Annotated in this window: 11 protein-coding genes; 5 read left to right on the top strand and 6 right to left on the bottom strand. The window is 57.5% G+C overall.

The window, feature by feature from the left end:
- The first annotated feature begins 331 nt into the window (after positions 1-331).
- From AC1RKJ_RS08440 to AC1RKJ_RS08425, 4 genes are all read left to right on the top strand, one after another.
- Positions 332-1,186, top strand: coding sequence for a LuxR C-terminal-related transcriptional regulator (locus tag AC1RKJ_RS08440; protein ID WP_492790621.1), 855 nt, complete (start codon positions 332-334; stop codon positions 1,184-1,186).
- 69 nt (positions 1,187-1,255) lie between these two features.
- Positions 1,256-2,524, top strand: coding sequence for a lactonase family protein (locus AC1RKJ_RS08435; protein WP_492792681.1), 1,269 nt, complete (start codon positions 1,256-1,258; stop codon positions 2,522-2,524).
- A gap of 23 nt (positions 2,525-2,547) precedes the next feature.
- Positions 2,548-3,861: a polysaccharide biosynthesis/export family protein gene (locus AC1RKJ_RS08430; protein WP_492790620.1), complete on the top strand. Its 1,314-nt coding sequence runs from the start codon at positions 2,548-2,550 to the stop codon at positions 3,859-3,861.
- A gap of 34 nt (positions 3,862-3,895) precedes the next feature.
- Complete coding sequence (locus tag AC1RKJ_RS08425; protein ID WP_492790619.1) at positions 3,896-4,246, top strand: VanZ family protein; 351 nt, start codon at positions 3,896-3,898, stop codon at positions 4,244-4,246.
- 49 nt (positions 4,247-4,295) lie between these two features.
- On the opposite strand, the gene AC1RKJ_RS08420 is transcribed toward AC1RKJ_RS08425, so the two are convergent.
- From AC1RKJ_RS08420 to AC1RKJ_RS08395, 6 genes are all read right to left on the bottom strand, one after another.
- Complete coding sequence (locus AC1RKJ_RS08420; protein ID WP_492790618.1) at positions 4,296-5,714, bottom strand: HlyD family type I secretion periplasmic adaptor subunit; 1,419 nt, start codon at positions 5,712-5,714, stop codon at positions 4,296-4,298.
- Positions 5,653-7,824 (bottom strand): type I secretion system permease/ATPase, encoded by a 2,172-nt coding sequence (locus tag AC1RKJ_RS08415; protein WP_492790617.1) that lies wholly within the window; start codon positions 7,822-7,824, stop codon positions 5,653-5,655. The genes AC1RKJ_RS08420 and AC1RKJ_RS08415 overlap by 62 nt, the downstream gene beginning before the upstream one ends.
- An 85-nt stretch (positions 7,825-7,909) precedes the next feature.
- Complete coding sequence (locus tag AC1RKJ_RS08410) at positions 7,910-12,037, bottom strand: beta strand repeat-containing protein (RefSeq protein WP_492790616.1); 4,128 nt, start codon at positions 12,035-12,037, stop codon at positions 7,910-7,912.
- A 32-nt stretch (positions 12,038-12,069) separates the two neighbouring features.
- Positions 12,070-12,786: a sugar transferase gene (locus AC1RKJ_RS08405; protein ID WP_492790615.1), complete on the bottom strand. Its 717-nt coding sequence runs from the start codon at positions 12,784-12,786 to the stop codon at positions 12,070-12,072.
- Between the two features lie 6 nt (positions 12,787-12,792).
- On the bottom strand, positions 12,793-14,034 hold the full coding sequence (locus AC1RKJ_RS08400; RefSeq protein WP_492790614.1) for a DegT/DnrJ/EryC1/StrS family aminotransferase: 1,242 nt from the start codon (positions 14,032-14,034) through the stop codon (positions 12,793-12,795).
- 11 nt (positions 14,035-14,045) lie between these two features.
- Complete coding sequence (locus tag AC1RKJ_RS08395) at positions 14,046-15,704, bottom strand: NAD-dependent epimerase/dehydratase family protein (protein WP_492790613.1); 1,659 nt, start codon at positions 15,702-15,704, stop codon at positions 14,046-14,048.
- An 856-nt stretch (positions 15,705-16,560) separates the two neighbouring features.
- Between AC1RKJ_RS08395 and AC1RKJ_RS08390 the strand changes: the two genes are divergently transcribed.
- The gene (locus AC1RKJ_RS08390; RefSeq protein ID WP_492790612.1) at positions 16,561-17,310 is read left to right on the top strand and encodes an oxygen-binding di-iron domain-containing protein; all 750 of its coding nucleotides are present in this window, start codon (positions 16,561-16,563) and stop codon (positions 17,308-17,310) included.
- Positions 17,311-17,326 lie beyond the last annotated feature (16 nt).

Genomic DNA, 17,326 nt, shown 5'->3' with positions numbered 1-17,326 from the left:
CACTTTCACTGAGATCTCGCTTTTTCAAAGCTCAGCATTGAATCGCCGTTGCGGATCGCAGGGGCGAAAGGCGGTCTCGTTTCGGAAGGACGTCATTCGCACATAACGAACGATATATATGAGTATCGGGGATTGTCATTTATATTTCATAAAAGAGTTGCAATCGGTGGCGTCGAAATTTCAATCGCACTGTCGGCTTTGGAAGGAGAAAAATCGCACCGAAACGAGTGTGCATGGGATTTCAAGCGGCTTGTTTGACGTGCTGCCAATAATGACTCCGAAACGGAGCGAATGAATTGATCAGAGGTGGGAACAATTAGGGAGCAGCAAAATGCATGCGACCGTCATTGTTGGATCGAACAATCTCTTCCGTGAAGGCCTTATCAGTATTCTCGGAGCGGCGAATTTCCGGATACTGGATGCAATTGCCAGCGTTAACAGCTCCGTTCTGGATACCTTGGCCGAGGAGCGCGACGGCATCTTGTTTATTCTCGAAGCCGGCGATGATTCAGCAGCCATGCTGGATCAAATCAAGCTTATCAAGGCACACAATCCAATGTGGCGGGTTGTGGTGTTGGATAGCACCAATCAGTTGACCAATGCCGCCTCTGTCTATCGTGGGGGGGCGAGTGCCTATTTTGCCAACGTCGCAAGCTCCGTGGCCTTCATCAAGTTTCTGGAACTGGTGATGTTGGGCGAAACAATACTGCCTGCTGAATTTCTTCCATTTGTGCTAGACCACGAAAATTGCGACGAGAATGGCAGAAGTCATCACGATGACGGGGGCGCGTGCAAAACTGACTTGAAACAGGAATTTCTGACGGTGGCGGACAGCGCGCCCATGAGGCAATTGTCAGCGCGGGAAAAGGTGATCCTGCGCTGTATTATTGATGGGTGCTCAAACAAGGAGATTGCACGCAAGATCGCTATTTCAGAAGCGACCGTAAAGGTTCACGTCAAGTCGATCCTTCGTAAGATACGGGTTCATAGCCGTACGCAGGCGGCAATTTGGGGTATGAGCTACGGCCTTTCCATCTGGCAGGTAGGAAACGGTTCGACACCTCTTGCGCAGATATCCGTTCAACCGTCTGTGTCTCAGCACGCAATGCCGGCACTGCCTCCAGCTAAGAGAAGCGAGTCATCGCTGTTCACGGCGGCTGCTCTTCGAAAGAGCGAGCCGTGGTAAATCGAAGATTTTGTTGATCACGGGCGGGTGAGCCTCGATTGAAAGAACGGCTGATTGGTCGGCTCGAAAATGCACGGGACCAGGGCACCGACAGCGAGAGGCGTGTTGTGTGCGGCATCGCTGATTGTCGCGTTGCATACGGTTGCGCTGGCTTATGATGAATTGACGGCGGCGCGGATCCTCGCGACGCCTCCCATGCCAAATGTCGGCTATCTGCAAGAGGCCAAGGATCCGGTCTTCGGAACGCCTGTAACCCGAGTCACTGATCCAGGTGGGAAGATGCCCGGCGGCGTTGTCTGCAAGCTGGCATACTGCACCCACAGATATTCCAGTTCGCAAGCCTGGAACGCAGATCAGAGTTTGCTGCTGATCACAAACGGCTGTTCCGGGTTCTGTTTCCTGGACGGGCAGACCTACGTCCCCCTCTTTCAGCGCTCAATGTTTAACAAATGCGAGTGGCATCCGGCCGATGCAAGGCTGATGATATGCGTCAGCAGTCGCGCAATCTATACGTGGGCACCGCGGAGCGACACCAAGACGATTGTTTTCGTCGGAGATGCCGACCGCGATCTCCAGTTCGGGCCGAACAAGGGCAATCCATCCAGAGATGGCAATAGGCTGGTTGTGCGCGCAACGACGAAGTCCGGGACGCTCATCGCCTTTGCATTCGATATTTCAACGAAAACGAGATTTCCGGATATCAGGCTCACTGACCTACCCGGGACTAATGGCTATTGCGGCATTTCACCATCGGGTCGTTACATATTCTGTAGTCAAAATTTATCCGGCGGGATCACTGAAGGGTATGTTTTCACGGTCGATGGGGTGCAGCTCCAGCACTGGACCGATCATCATCGTCCGGGCCACGGCGACCTGACGATCGATGCGGACGGCAGCGACGTCTATGTCGGCATCAGCAAGGATAATCCAGACAAGTTTCATATTATCAAGCGGCGGCTGGCGGACGGTAAGGTAACTGACCTTGCGCCTTACGGCGAGGGCCAGCATGCCTCGCTTCGCAATATCAATCTGCCCGGATGGGTATTCCTGAGTTATGGCGGATATTTTTCCGAGGTCTCGCGACAGCGGGGCTGGGCGCCCTTTTACCAGGAAGTTGTCGCGCTCCGCATTGACGGCAGCGGAGAGGTGCGCCGGATCGCGCAGACCCGCAATCCCAAGCATGATTATTGGAGCGAGACCCATGCATCGCCTTCGCCCGATGGGTCGCAAGTCATCTGGTCCAGCAACTGGGGGCAACCGGGCGGCGCGGTCGCGGATTACGTCACGCGATTGTCCTGGCCGGAAACTTCGCGAAAGCAATCATCTATGCGTCAGTGATTACCGACACAGGGAGATACAATATGCCGACCATTCGATTGCCACCGGGGACCAGCGCCTCCTTTTTCCGCAAGGTCGTTCGGCTGGATGGAGCATCCGGTCTAAAGTGGGCGCTGTTCGCAACGGCCATGTTGTGTTCGGCCCCTCAGGCAAGGGCCGATTATCGGTTGCATGTCGGTGATGTGGTCGAAATCTCGGTAGCCAGGGCGCCGGAACTCAAACAACGCGTTCCTGTGCAACTGGACGGATCGATCTCGTTCCCCATGCTCGGCAATCTTCCGATAGCAGGTCTTACGCCCTCGGAGACGCAGGCCAGAATTCAGGCGATCCTGGCCACCAAGGTCTTCCGGCAGCGGATATCGGATGGCCGCGAGAACGAGATCATGATCGACCACGACGAGGTGACGGCGACCGTCGTGGAATACCGGCCGGTATACGTTAATGGCGACGTCTCCAAACCTGGCGAATATTCCTATCGGCCGCTAATGACGGTGCGGCAGGCGGTGGCTCTTTCGGGCGGTTATGAGCTTATGCGCTACCGCATGCAGAATCCTATTCTCGAGTCGGCGGATTTGAGAGCCGAGTATGAAACGCTTTGGGCGGGGTTTGCCAAAGAGCAGGCCCATGTGTGGCGCCTGAAGACGGAGCTCGGAGAAGACAGGAATCTCGATCGGAGCAGTCTGAAGGACCTGCCTCTGGGTCAATCAACCATCTCCGAAATCGTGCATGTCGAGGCGGAGCAATTGAAGGCTCGTCAGGCAGACTACGATAGTCAGAAGGAATTCCTGCAACGCGCAATCGCACTGGGTCAAAACCAGGTCGGGGTTCTCACGGAGCAGCAGAAGCAGGACGATGAGGGCGCGCAAGCGGACATAGACGAGTTGCAGAGGACAATGGATCTCTATGGCAAGGGGTCGCTTCCAAGTCCTCGCGTTGCCGACTCCCGTCGTGCGGTGCTGATGTCTTCAACAAGAAAGTTGCAGACATCGGCTCAACTGATGCAGATCAAGCAACAGCAAGACGATTTCACACGACAAATCGGAAAACTCGACGCCCAGCGCAAGATGGAGCTGCTCCGCGAGTTGCAGGACGCTAATCTGAGGCTCAGCGAGATTCGGTCGAAGCTGCAGAGCACAGCGGAGAAACTGCAATATGCGACCGTCGTCAAGTCGCAGTTTATACGTGGAAGCGGTAGTGAGCCCCAGATCGCAATCATCCGGATCAGCGAAAAGGGTCAGCAGCGCATCCTTGCGAATGAAGAATCCGAGCTTCAGCCAGGCGATGTCGTGGAGGTCACTCTGCGGCCCGGACTATCCGGCGAGCCGCGTGGACAATAAGACGATGTAAGATGACTGTGCGAGGTTATCCCGAATGAGCGCCGCCGCGACCAGGATTATCGGCTGGCTGGCGGTGCTGTCGGTCGTGGTGATCTCGCTGGTGCCCGGCCGTCTGCGCCCTCACGTTCTAGCGAACAACTATGAGGAGCATTTTGTCGCCTATATCGTTGTCGGCTGTCTCCTTGCAGCGGGCTATCCCGCGCTCAGGCAGCGGCTTGCCCTTGGTATTGTGCTGATCGTCGGTGCTGCCTCGCTCGAGGCAGCACAAATGTTTATTGTCGGACGGACCGCAAGCATTGAGGATTTCACGGTCAGCGTATTGGGGGCCTGGATAGGTCTCCATCTGTTGTTCGTCGTGCGGGTCTGTCCAAGGCTGTTTGATTGAGGCTGTTTGATTGAGGCACACCTTGTCTCCGGGCACTTCTCGATCGGAGTTATCGCTCTCGCAGGATGTCGTGCCTGTACCGCGTGAGCGGAGAGAGCAGATAGCTGATGATGCGGCGCGATCCTGTTTTGATTTCGGCTGTCACCGCCATTCCTGGAGAGAGCGGAATAAGTTTATCCTCGATCTGCATCTGTGTGCGGTCGAGCGCGATGCGCGCGGCATAGGTGAGTTCCTGGCCTTTGGGTTCGTTCGCTGCGCTCTCCGTCTGGGATGATTTGTCGCGTAACTTATCGGGAATAATGGCGTCGTGCGAAACGTTGATGATGCGTCCGTGGACGAGGCCGTAACGCGTGAAGTTGAATGTATCGACCTTGATCTCGGCGTCCTGCCCGGGGGATACAAAGCCTATATCCGTGTTTGATACCATGGCCTCGATCTCGACCGCGCCATCGGTTGCGACGACAACGGCGAGGGCCTGTGCCGGCGTGACCACGCCCCCGATGGTATGCACGGAGAGTTGCTGGACAACGCCGTCAATTGGCGCGGTGAGGATTTGCAGTTTGGCTTTTTGTTCCGCCTTGATGACCTCCTGGCCAAGGCCACCGGCCTTCTGTTCCGTCTTTGCCAGATCGTCGAACAGCGTGCGGCGGTATTCCGCCTTCGCTTTGGATCGTGTCTCGTTCAATGCCGCGATCGCGGCGTCCGCCTCGCGCTCCCTGCTTTTCTGAACAAGGATCTCGTGCTGTTGCCCCACAAGATCCTGCAAATCCGACAGATAGGTAATTTTTGAGCCAAGCTTGCTTTCATAGAGGTACCCTCTCAGATTCGCTCGCTCCTCAAGCAAGGGGGTCGTGGCCTCAAGTTTGGCAACGTTGGTGGAGATGGTGTTCCGCTCTGCTTCCTTTTGACTGATCTGGCGATTGATCTCGGCGATCTTTGCACGATGCTCCTGAGTCTGGGTCATGAGGAACTGGCGCTGTGTTTCAATGAGTTCTTTGGTTGCGCCGTTCGGCGAGATAAAGTCATCGAACGGATTGTCGCCGTCCGCGAGTGCCGCGCGAAGACGGGCAACGTCGAGTTCCGCGGCGACGTAGTCAATTCTCATGTGCTTGACATCGGCTGCATTGATCGTGGGATCGAGTTCGATCAAAACATCTCCGGCCGTCACCACTGACCCGTCGTGAACGTGAATGGCCCGGACGATCCCGGTTTCGAACGGCTGGATAATCTTGGTGCGGCCGGTTGGAATGACCTTGCCAGGCGCGATTGCGACAATATCGACGCGGCCGAGCGACGCCCATACCAGTGCCGCACTGAAAAGCGCGATGATCGCCGCGCCGAGCGCGCGCGCGGTAGGCGAGGCAGGAGTCTCGACGATTTCAAGTGCGGCGGGAAGAAAGGCCGTCTCATCGTGGCGAGAGAGCTTCTGCCGTTCCGGGAACTGAATGATTTTTTTGACGGATGTCATGGAATCCCGCCTGTATGTCATGGAGGGTGGCGTAGCGTCCGTTGGTATGAATCAATTCCTCATGCGTTCCGTCCTCGACGAGGCGTCCCCGGTCGATCGTGAGGATGCGGTCGGCGCCGCGTACCGTCGAAAGGCGGTGAGCGATCACGATGGCGGTGCGCCGCTCGCAGATGCGCCGCATATTGTACTGTACGATCCGCTCGCTCTCGTAATCGAGCGCGCTCGTCGCTTCGTCGAAGATCAGAATGCGCGGGTCGGTGACGAGGGCGCGAGCGATTGCGATCCGTTGCCGCTGTCCGCCAGAGAGGCTGCAGCCACGTTCGCCGACGAGCGTATCGTAACCTTCGGGAAGCTGGAGAATGAATTCGTGTGCACCGGCAAGCGTCGCCGCGGCAATGATCTGATCCATCGACAACGCAGGGTCAGCGAGCGCGATATTGTCGCGCACTGAGCGATTGAAAAGCATGTCTTCTTGCAGAACGACGCCGACCTGGCGGCGCAGCCAGGCTGTGTCGACCATGGCGAGATCGACGCCGTCAACGAGTACGCGGCCAGCCTCAGGCAAATAGAGGCGCTGGACTAGCTTGGCGAGGGTGCTTTTGCCCGAACCTGAAGGTCCGACGATGCCGACCACTTGCCCGGCGGGCACGTGGAATTGCACATCGTGCAGGACTTCAGGTCCATCTATGCGATAGCGAAAGCCGACATGCTCGAACGTGATCTCGCCACGGATCGGCGGAAGCGCAGCGCGGTGAGCCGTGATCGACGATTCCGGGCGCGTATTCAGGATATCGCCGAGCCGTTCGATGGAAAGGCGGGCCTGGTGAAAATCCTGCCAGACCTGTGCGAGTCGCAGAACCGGCACATTTACCCTGCTGGCGAGCATGTTGAATGCGACAAGCTCGCCGACAGTCAGGCTGCCGTCGATGACAAGCTTGGCACCCAGGAACAAGATGGTGGCTGTGACAAGCTTGCTCACGAACTGAACGGCCTGGCTTGCCACGTTGCCAAGATTTAGAACCCGGAAGCTCGCAGCGACATAACCCGCGAGTTGTTCTTCCCAATGGCGCTGCATCTGAGGTTCGACCGCCATCGCTTTCAACGTTTCCATCCCGACGATGCTTTCGACCAAAAAGGCCTGGTTTTCAGCGCCGCGGTTGAATTTTTCATCAAGGGATCGGCGGAACAGAGGCGTCGCGGCGGCCGAAATTGCGATGTAGAAGGGAAAAGCGCCGAGCACGATCCAGGTAAGCAGCGGGGAATAGATGAACATCACGCTCAGGAAAACGAACGTGAAGACCAGATCGATGACCAAGGAGAGCGCGGAGCTTGTGAGAAAATTGCGAATATTCTCGAGTTCGCGGACGCGCGCGACTGAGTCGCCGGCGCGGCGATTCTGGAAATAGGCGAGCGGCAGCGATATCAGGTGCCGGAACAGCCGCGCGCCAAGCTCGACGTCGATCCGATTGGTCGTATGGGCAAAGAGATAGGTGCGTAGTGCGCCGAGAATTGCTTCAAAGATAGCAATGGTTATGAGGCCGATGGTGAGGACTTCGAGCGTGCCGAGCCCGCGGTGTACCAGCACCTTGTCGATCACCACCTGAAAGAACAGCGGTGTTACGAGCGCAAAGATTTGCAAGAAGAAGGAGGCTATGATGACTTCGCCAAGGAGCCGGCGGTATTTTTGAATGGCGCCAACGAACCAGGTGACGTCAAAGCGCCGTGAAAGGTCGGAAAGCGTTGCACGACGTGTCATCAGTATCAGGCGGCCACTCCACAGAGTTTCGAAGTCCGCCTTGCTCATCCCTTCCGGCTGTAGCCCTGGCGGGCGCTGGATGAGTACCTTGTCATCCCCGGTGCTGCCAAGGATCAGGAAGCCGCCGTCGGCGAGAGCCGCGATTGCCGGGAGGGGAGTTCGTGCCAGGCGGGCCCAATTTGTCTTGATGGCGCGCGCCTTGAGGCCAAGATCACGGGCGCAGCGGAGCATCTCCGTTGTGCCGATCGTATCTGTCCCGATGCGGTGACGAATCTGTTCAGCTTCCGCGGCAATGCCGTTCATCCGAAGCAGCAGCACGAGGGCAAGAAGTCCTGAATCGTTTTCTGGTGTCATTAGCTGACGTCCCGCGTTTCAGGAAAACGAAATTCAAAGCGACTAGTCTCATGCCATCGGAGGCGGTTGAACTCGTCTTGGTGCGTCATGCATGATGCGGCGCGAACAGAAGCGGCGGACCGTCTGGTCCGATCTGCGTCGATAGCGATTGCACAATCTGGCTGAAGCCATTGCTGCCAGCTCCGTGGAGGAAACCCGCGGCCGTATATTGGTCCATCAGCGCGATGAGTTGGCCGAGCGGCGTCCCCTGAGGAATTCCTCCAGCCGTGACGGGAGTCACGGGTGGGTCGGTGACGACAATTGTCTGCGATGCCGAGGTTGCGGCTTCGCCTGAGGTCGTGTTGCTTGCGCTGATCGTCAGTGTGTTCACCGGATGATCTGATCCGCTATAGGACGACAGCAGTGTCAGTCCGCTGTTGACCTCCGCCGCGCTCAATGTGACGGAGCTGCCGCTGAAGACCGTCTTGTCGAGTGCGTTGGTTACGGTCTCGTAGCTTGTCAGTCCGCTGATCGTGACAGATACGGCGTCGTCGGCGTCGAATGCGGTGACGCTGATTGGTAACGCCACCGATCCCCCGGCATTCACTGTCAGGGCGGTGCTGCCAAGAGTGAGCGTAGGCGTTTCCGGAGTTGACTGGATCTGCACCTGGGAGATTGCGGTCTGCCACCACCCATTCGCGATGTACTCGTTCGAAATCCAGAACGAACTCGGATTGTTAGGGTCAGCGATCGCCGTTGAATTGATGCCCCAGCGCTGGACGCTGTTCCCGTTGCCTGAATTGAAAAAGCCTGAACTCGCCTGATACAGGATAGGTGCGCTGAAAGATCCCGTTCCGCTGCCCGCCGACTGGAAGACGTAGTAGTCCGACGGATACATGTTCGGGCCGCTGGCGGTGAAATTGATGATGACGTCGCCCGTACTATCCGCAGCGATGGAGCCGTTGAAGGTTGCCACATTGGTGCCGAGCGAGGCGCCTGAGATGTTGCCCTGCGCTACCAGGGTCGGGCTGTTCGGATTGCTGACGTCGATCTTGAACCAGTGGACCAGCGGCACGCTCGATCCGATTGGCTTTTCCTCGGTGACGCCGTAGAGGAAGCCGTTGGAGTAGGCGAGATTCTGGACGCGCTTGTCTGTTGCATCCAGCAGCAAGCTCGTTCCCAGTTGCTGGGCGGTATAGGATCCGCCCTGATCGATATTGCCCAGCCCGATGGTGCTGATCGGTCCGAACGTTTTGGTGGCCACATCGTAGACCTGCAGGGTCACGACAATCTGACCGCCGGCGGAGTAGCTGCTTGCATAATAGGTGTTGCCGTTGTTGCCGGCCACGACACGGTAGATTCCTTGATTGGGGGAGGTGACCTCGCTAGCGGTAACTGTCATCGTGCCGCCGTTGTAGATGCCGCCACCGGTGCCAGCCGTGTCGCCGATAACCCAGACGCCTGTTCCCTGCCAGCCGCCGCCGCTAATGTTGTACTGTGGAGCGGTGATGTAGATGTTGGTGCCGTCGACCGACACCACGGGCGTATCCGAACTGGTCGGTTTCCCGTTGATGGTGAGTGCGGTATTCAGCGAGGCGAAGTACCAGCCGTCGTTCGGATTGGAGTCCTTGGAAACTGCGATGTCGATGTTGCTGATCGCACCGTTGGAGCCGATATTGTCCATGGTAATGATGTAGCGGCTGTTCACGCTGTCATAAACGGCGCGGGGATCGAACAGGGCATTCGTCGCCGTCGTCCCCAGCGGCTTGAAGAACTGATAAACTGATTGAAGTGTCGGCGCACCGCCGCTCAGATTCGTCCATTCAATCTTTGAGCTTTCCAGCATCACGATGTAGTTGGGCCCCACAGCAAGCGCGTTGTGAGGTGGATAACCGGATTTGTCGGAAATGCCCGAGAATTGAGTTTCAACCTCTGAGGTGGCTGCAGGTGGGGCTGCGGTCTCGGTGACCGTGTACGCCGCTGATACTGTGCTGGTGTTGCCTGCGGTGTCCGTCGCTTTTGCCGCAATGCTGTGAGTTCCGACAGCGAGCGGCAGAGTTGTGATGGCGAACACGCCGGTCGTTACGTTGGCAATTCCCGTGCCGAGCACGGTGGTGCCATTGGTGTCGTATAACGTTACGCTACTGCCGGGCTCCGCTGTACCGTTAATCTTCACTTGCGTGAAGTTGGTGATTCCGTCGCCTTTGGTGCCGCTGTCGGTGGCCGGGTCGAGGGTAAGGCCGGTTGGCGCATCCGGTGCGATGGTGTCGATTGTCACCGCATAGACGACCGATCCCGTACCGGTATTGCCGCCCGCATCCGTCGCTTGCGCAGTGATGCTGTGCAATCCATTGGCGAGCGCAGTTGTGCCTATCGCGAAGGTGCCGGTCGTAGCGTCGGCAATCCCTACGCCGAGCACGGTGGTGCCATTGGTGTCGTACAATGTCACAGTGCTGCCGGGTTCGGCCGTGCCATCGATCTTCACTTGCGTGAGATTGGTGATGCCATCGCCCTTGGCGCCGCTGTCGGCCGTTGTGTCGAGCGACAGCCCCGATGGTGCTATCGGCGCGACTGTGTCGATCTGCAATGCTCCGGCTGGATTGTAATTCACCGCACCCGAAAGATCGGCATTGTTGCCGAGCCCGTCCTGAATCGTGGCGCCATTGAGAATGATGGATGATATCGCGAGATCGGGTGTGTTCTGGCCCGGCGTAACAACATAACTGAAGACAAGAGCGTTGCTGCCCGAGCCTCCGACATAACTTGCGATGCCGCCATCGTTGAGCGCCAGTGTCGGCGAACCGTTTGTCGTGTTGACCGTCACGGCAACGCTGAAATTGACCGTCAGTGTCACGGTCTTGCCGGCGTTAAGGTCGCCGCCGCCATTGGTGACGCCTGCACCGGTGGTCACGACCGACGCGATAGCCGGGATATTCGTCGCCTTGATCTCGATCTGGGAAACGGCGGTTTGCCACCAGCCGTTTGCGACGTACTCGTTGGATACCCAGACCGCATTCGGATTGTTGGGATCGGGGATCGCTGTCGAATAGGCCCCCCAGCGCTGCACGCTGGACCCGTTTCCGGAATTGAAGAAGCCTGTGCTTGCCTGGTACAGGAGCGGCGAACTGAAGGTGCCAGTGGGATCGGACGAGGCCTGGTAAACGTAGTAGTCCGAAGGATACATGTTCGGACCGCTGGCGGTGAAGTTGATGACCACATCGCCGGCACCGTCGACGGCGAGAGAGCCGTTGAAGGTTGCCACATTGGTCCCGAGCGACGCGCCGGAAATGTCACCCTGGGCGACAAGCGTCGGGCTGTTCGGATTACTGACATCGATCTTGAACCAGTGGACCAGCGGCACGCTGGAGCCGATCGGCTGCAGCTCGCAGACACCCCAGAGAAAACCGTTGGCATACTGGAGATTCTGGATGCGCTTGTCGCCGGCGTCGAGCAGCAAGGTGGTGCCTTGCTGTTGGGCGGTATATGCGCCGCCCTGGTCGATATTGCCGAGCGAGATGGTGGTCGCAGGACCGAACGTGCTGGTGGAGGTGTTATAAGCCTGCACCACAGCGATGATCTGGCTGCCCGTGGAATAGTCGCAAGCGTAGTATGTCGTGCCGTTGTTGCCTGCCGCGACGGAAAAAATACCCTGGTTCGACGGGGTGATCTGGTTGGCGACAACCGTCATCGTGCCGCCGTTGTAGAGACCGCCGCCGGCACCGGCGGTTTTTCCTATGACCCATGTCTCGGTTCCCGCGTAGCCCGAAACATTGACGTTGTACTGCGGCGCGGTGATGTAGATGTTGCTACCGTCGATGGAGATGGACGGTCTGTCGGAAGAGGTCAGCTGTCCGTTGATGGTGAGCGAGGTGTTCAGCGACGCAAAGTACCAACCGTCATTCGGATTGGAGTCCTTTGACACGGCGATGTCGATATTGCTGACGGTGCCGTTAGCGCCGATGTTCTCCATGAGGATGATAAAGCGGCCGCTGGCGCTGTCGTAGATGCAGCGCGGGTCGAACAGCGAGTTGGTTGCCGTCGCTCCGAGCGATGAGAAGAAGCTGTAGACCGACTGAACTGTGACCGCGCCGCCAGTCAGGTTGGTCCATTCGATCCGCGATCCTTCGGCCATCACGATGTTGTTCGGCCCAACCGCAAGGCCATTGTGCGGCGGGTAGCTCGACGTGTTTGAAATGCCAGAAAAGAGCGTGTCTATCTGTGAGATCGAACTCATTTGAACACTACCTTATTCCGTATGCTGCCACGTTACTGTGCTATCGTCTCGCGGGTCAGATCAGGGAGTTCGGATTCGATCCCCAACATTCCGGGAATATGTCCGACCACAAGCAGCAAAACCGTCGCCAGAATGATGCGCAGGTCGTTGATCGCGCCGATCTCGCGACTGTAACGTTCATAGTGGCCGAATTTGATAGGCATGATCTTGTGCCTGTAGACAGCGACAGGGTCCTGGTTCTGATCGAGCATGGCACTCTCGTCGCGAAACAGGATCGCGGCATAGTCGGTCATTCCGGGTTGCATCGAGAGAAGGATCGCCCGCTGTTCGGGAGAATAGAACCCCATGAACTCGGGAACCTCGGGGCGGGGGCCGACCAGCGACATGTCCCCTGCGAGAACGTTGATGAGCTGCGGCAGTTCGTCGATCTTCGTTCTTCTCAAGAATCTGCCGATGCGGGTTACTCTCTTGTCCGCGCGCACTGTCAGGGCCGTACGGTTCGCCCCCTTTGCGGTGCTCATCGATCGAAACTTGTAAATCCGGAATGGACGGCCGTTGAGCCCGACCCGCGTTTGGCGGAAGAAAGCCGGTCCCGAGCTTTCCAGCCTGATTGCGATTGCAATGATAACGAATAGCGGCGACAGCAGAATCAGTCCGAAAGCTGAACCGGCCACATCTAGAGCGCGTTTGAACGAGAGCGTTGTCGCAGATGGCCGCGTTATGGAGAGGCTGGTATCGCAAGCGGGCATGGCGTGTCACTCCAGCAAATCTCGCAAAGCGTCAACGACCCGATCGATCTCTTGATCGGTCATGGTGGGGAAGAGCGGCAATGACACCGCACCGGAGAAATAACGATCGGCTTCCACGAAATCGTCCGGCTTGAAGGAATAACGCTGTCTCCAGTAAGTCATCTGGTGCAGCGGCCGGTAATGGACCGAGGTGCCTATGCCCTGTGCGGTCAATGCTGCGATGACATCGTCGCGCGTGACGCGCGCGGTTTCGTGAATGCGGATGGGAAACATGTGCCACGAATGAAGGCTGCCGGCGGGCGCCGGTGCGGGGCAATCGAGCGGCAAACCGGCGAGTTTCTCCAGATAGCGTTGCGCTGCGCGTTGCCGGCCGGATTGCAGCCCCCTGGCGCGGTCGAGCTGAACCACACCCACAGCCGCAGCGACGTCGGTGAGATTGTATTTGAACCCGGGCGACACGACATCGTATGCCCACGATGCGCCGACCTTGCTGAAGCGATCGAACGCATCGCGATTGAGTCCATGGGTCCGCATCACGCGTGCGCGTGCGGCGATTTCCGGATTGCGGGTGGTGATCATGCCGCCCTCGCCGGTGGTGATCGGCTTGGTGGCATAGAAACTGAACACGCAAGCGTCCGACTCCCAGGTGCCGACTTGACGATCGAACCGATGCGCCGGCAGGGCGTGGGCCGCATCCTCGATAACTTTGAGGTTATGGCGACGGGCAAAGTCCAGTACCGCAACCATATCGCAGGGAAACCCGCCGAAATGGACCGGAATGATGGCTTTGCAGCGTGGCGTGATGCGCCGCGCGGCGTGTTCGAGGTCGATCGTGCGGGTTTTCTGATCGACGTCGACGAAAACGATTTCCGCACCGAGATAACGTATCACGGACGCGGTGGCGGTGAATGTGAGCGTCGGCACCAGCACCTCATCGCCGGGGCCTATTCCGCAAGCTTCCGCCGCCAGATGCAGCCCGGCTGTCGCCGAGTTCACCGCCACGGCCTCGATCCCGCCGCCGAGAAAGGTCGCGAATTTCTGTTCGAACTCGCGAGCCTTGGCACCCGTGGTCAGCCATCCCGAACGGAGCACGGCTGTCACGGCTTCAATCTCTTCCTCACCCACCACGGGACGGAAGCACGGGATGTTCGTGAGAAGCTCGTGAACCTTGGGCTTATGAAGTTTAGGGACGTGCGGCGACCGGCTAATTCTTGAGGCGCGGATTTCCTGTGCTTGCTGGTATCGCATTGCAATGTCCTTTAAGCTGCGGCTGTCTGTCTCACTCCGTGACTCGGAGCGATGCGATCGATTTTCATGTATTCGGCTTCCCAGCCTGTAATCTTGAAGCTACCGAAGCTCTGGCTGCCGCATTCCTTCAGATAGAGGACGTTGCTGTAGTTCGGCAGGGAATAGTGACCCACTTCATTCGATCGCACGACCGAGATGACCTGCGTTATGCCGCGTTCGAGCGTCCACGCCGGTTCGAATCCGAGCTGGTTGCGGATCTTCGCGAAAGACACACGATAGTTGCGCTTGTCCGTGCAGTTGTTGTCGGAAACGATCCGAGCGTCCGGCACTTGTGCTTTGATGAGCGCTGCGAGTTCGCCGAGCGTGTAGTTCTGGGTATCGCTGCCGACATTGAATACTTCGCCAGCGACGTCTGCAACCGGAGCCGTGAGAGCCGTCACGATGGCTCTTGCAACGTCATCCACATGCACGAAGGGGCGCCACTGATCCGCACCGAAAACCGTGATGACCCCGTCACGAACGGCTTTCGCACACAGCAAATTGGCCACGAGATCAAAACGTGTGCGGCCGGAAATACCGTAGACCGTGGCGAAGCGCAGGCATGTCACGGCGAAATCATCGCTGTTGAGTGTGCCGAGTAGCGCTTCAGATGCGACTTTACTGCGTGCATAAAGTGACTGAGGGTTGAAGTGGGAAGTTTCGTCCACCATTTCGTCGCAAGCACCGTAGACTGAGCATGAACTGGCGAAGATGAAGCGCTTGGCGCCGCGTGCCTTGGCGATTTCGCCAACGAGCTTGGTCGCCGTGACGTTGATGTCGACGGTGAGGTCAGGGTCGACCGCGCATGCCGGATCGCCCACAAGGCCGCCAAGGTGTATCACCGCGCCTATACCGCTCATGACGCGGGTGAGAACTTCAATGTGCCGAAAATCTTCCCGGACGATCGTCAGCTCTGGATGTCCGGCAACGCGCGCAAGCGGTTCATCACCATAATGCATGGCGTCGAGAACCGTGACATGCTTCCCGAGATTCAGCAGCTTCTCGACCAGCGCAGAGCCGATATAGCCCGCGCCGCCGATCACCAGTACCCGCGACTCGTCGGGGCTTTCATGCGCGTCCGATCCGCCGGGCTCCCGATCTTCGGAGCGCAGAACGAAAGAGATCATTCGCGCAACGCAGGCGAGAAGCGTCGCGCCTGTAATGGTCGTCAAAAGAATGCGAGGCGTGATGCCGGAAGCGGACGGCGCAAACGCAAGGATGACGCCTCCAATAATCAGCAACACGAGATTGATCCGGATGATACTGCTGATCTTTGTCGTGAGAGAGTAGCCGTGCCGGCACGTATAGAGGCCGGCATCAGCGTAGGTGATAAAGATCATGAGCGAGAAGAGCCCAAGGAACGGAAAAATATATTTTGTTTCGGCGATGGCGGCGAGATTCCGTTCTTCTATGAAGAACCAGCCAAACAGAAATGCCGCCCATAGGGAGCTGGCGTCGGCTGCGATACGTAGTGCGGAGCCTTTGGTTGGGCGCAATGCAAAGAACGCCTCGAAGGAAATCAAACGATGCAACAAAGTCATACGCGTTACTCCGGGCAACAGACCGCGGACACATACATTTGCTCGGATAAAACCGAGCGAAATGCGATGCAGAGAGAACTTGGATTGCAATCTCCAGCTTGCGTCTTTTTACTTTTTTATTCTGAGGTCGATTCCTGTTGTTAGTCGCCAGACAACCGGCCGGCCGTTTATTATAGCGCGGTCGGAATTTTTGGCTGATGACTAAACCGGAGTACTACCGTCGCAGGCGAGCGCACCTCGTGAAGACGAGGGGAGGTACTTACAAATGGGTACTTTATGATGCTGCTTTTGCGGATGTCAGCGTTCGATGGTGATGCGCAGCTTCAACCGAGCCTTGACCCGAAATGGATGATGTCCGAGCTGAATAGCTTATAGTGTTGCAACGGCGGAGAGCGAACCGAAGCAAATCGCATCGCAATGGTACGAAGCCTTTGCATGCCATGAAGCTGAGTTGCTCGGGAGGATACTGGCGCCGAGCTTGGTCTATATTCCATGGTCCGGAGGCGGCAAAGCGACAATGGCGGTGCGGAGCTTCAAGCGCATGCGGACTACATTTGAGCGCCAGATGGGCACGAATCCCATTCTTGTGTCCTGAAGCTGCAGATATCCACCGGGTGGCGCTCCGGTTGTAAGCAGCACGCTCAAGATCGTCGAAGTCGCCCGCAGCATACTGGCGGCCGCTTGGGTCAAAAAAGCGCAGTGAATGCGTGGTCCCGCTGACCGGCAGATGTTCCGGCTGCTACCTACCCCGTTGGGGCCCTTCCTTGTCCGAAGCAGATAACGGGTTGTTATTAAAGGTGTTTACACGTAACGAGATTTTAGTATTGACATGAGACGATTATCTCATTAGATAAAACTTATCTCGTTTAGTGGCGCGCTTTTTTCAACTGCCATATGCCTGACGGATGTCCGGGGCAGGCACGCGCCGATTTTTCGGGGGAAAGTCATGGAAACCCAAATCACCGAAATTGCCGATGGTATCTATCGTCTCTCAACATTTGTGCCGGATATCGCGCCACCGGCAGGTTTCACCTTCAACCAGTTTCTCGTCCTCGGGGATGAGCCTCTGATGTTCCACACCGGCTTGCGAAAGATGTTCACGCTCAATAGCGAGGCGCTTGCTCGGATCGTTTCGCCTGAAAAGCTGCGCTGGATTGCTTACGGCCATTTCGAGGCGGACGAATGCGGAGCCATGAATGAATGGCTGTCGATTGCACCGCACGCGACCGCCGCCCATGGGAACACCGGCTGTATGGTGTCCCTCAACGATTTTGCCGATCGTCCACCGCGCGTCCTCAACGATGGCGACGTAGTTGATATTGGCGGTGGCAAGCGGGTGCGCTTTATTGACACTCCCCACACGCCACATGGCTGGGATGCCGGTGTCATGTATGAGGAATCGACCGGCACGCTTCTGTGTGGGGATCTGTTCACACAGCTCGGCAACAGTTCGGCGCTAACGGATCGTGATATTGTCGGCCCCGCCATCGAAGCCGAAGACTTATTCAAGTATTCAGGACTCAATCCCGAGATGGGGACGACGATACGCGCGTTGTCGAAGCTGACGCCAAAAACGCTTGCGCTCATGCACGGTCCTTCGTTTTCCGGCGACGGCGCCGCAGCGTTGTGCGCGCTGGCAGATGACTACGATCGACGCATGCGGATCGCCGCGCTTTCGAACGTCAAGGCAGCTTGAATTTCGTATTCATAGC

The sequence above is a fragment of the Afipia sp. GW822-FHT04G07 genome (genome assembly GCF_058800765.1).
The sequence above is the reverse complement of the archived record's forward strand: the minus strand, read 5'-3'. Positions and strand labels throughout refer to the sequence as shown.

Excerpts from the sequence above, each read along its gene's own strand:
- AC1RKJ_RS08440 (WP_492790621.1), top strand. The coding sequence starts at position 332 with ATGCATGCGACCGTCATTGTTGGATCGAACAATCTCTTCCGTGAAGGC.
- AC1RKJ_RS08435 (WP_492792681.1), top strand. The coding sequence starts at position 1,256 with ATGCACGGGACCAGGGCACCGACAGCGAGAGGCGTGTTGTGTGCGGCA.
- AC1RKJ_RS08430 (WP_492790620.1), top strand. The coding sequence starts at position 2,548 with ATGCCGACCATTCGATTGCCACCGGGGACCAGCGCCTCCTTTTTCCGC.
- AC1RKJ_RS08425 (WP_492790619.1), top strand. The coding sequence starts at position 3,896 with ATGAGCGCCGCCGCGACCAGGATTATCGGCTGGCTGGCGGTGCTGTCG.
- AC1RKJ_RS08420 (WP_492790618.1), bottom strand. The coding sequence starts at position 5,714 with ATGACATCCGTCAAAAAAATCATTCAGTTCCCGGAACGGCAGAAGCTC.
- AC1RKJ_RS08415 (WP_492790617.1), bottom strand. The coding sequence starts at position 7,824 with ATGACACCAGAAAACGATTCAGGACTTCTTGCCCTCGTGCTGCTGCTT.
- AC1RKJ_RS08410 (WP_492790616.1), bottom strand. The coding sequence starts at position 12,037 with ATGAGTTCGATCTCACAGATAGACACGCTCTTTTCTGGCATTTCAAAC.
- AC1RKJ_RS08405 (WP_492790615.1), bottom strand. The coding sequence starts at position 12,786 with ATGCCCGCTTGCGATACCAGCCTCTCCATAACGCGGCCATCTGCGACA.
- AC1RKJ_RS08400 (WP_492790614.1), bottom strand. The coding sequence starts at position 14,034 with ATGCGATACCAGCAAGCACAGGAAATCCGCGCCTCAAGAATTAGCCGG.
- AC1RKJ_RS08390 (WP_492790612.1), top strand. The coding sequence starts at position 16,561 with ATGGAAACCCAAATCACCGAAATTGCCGATGGTATCTATCGTCTCTCA.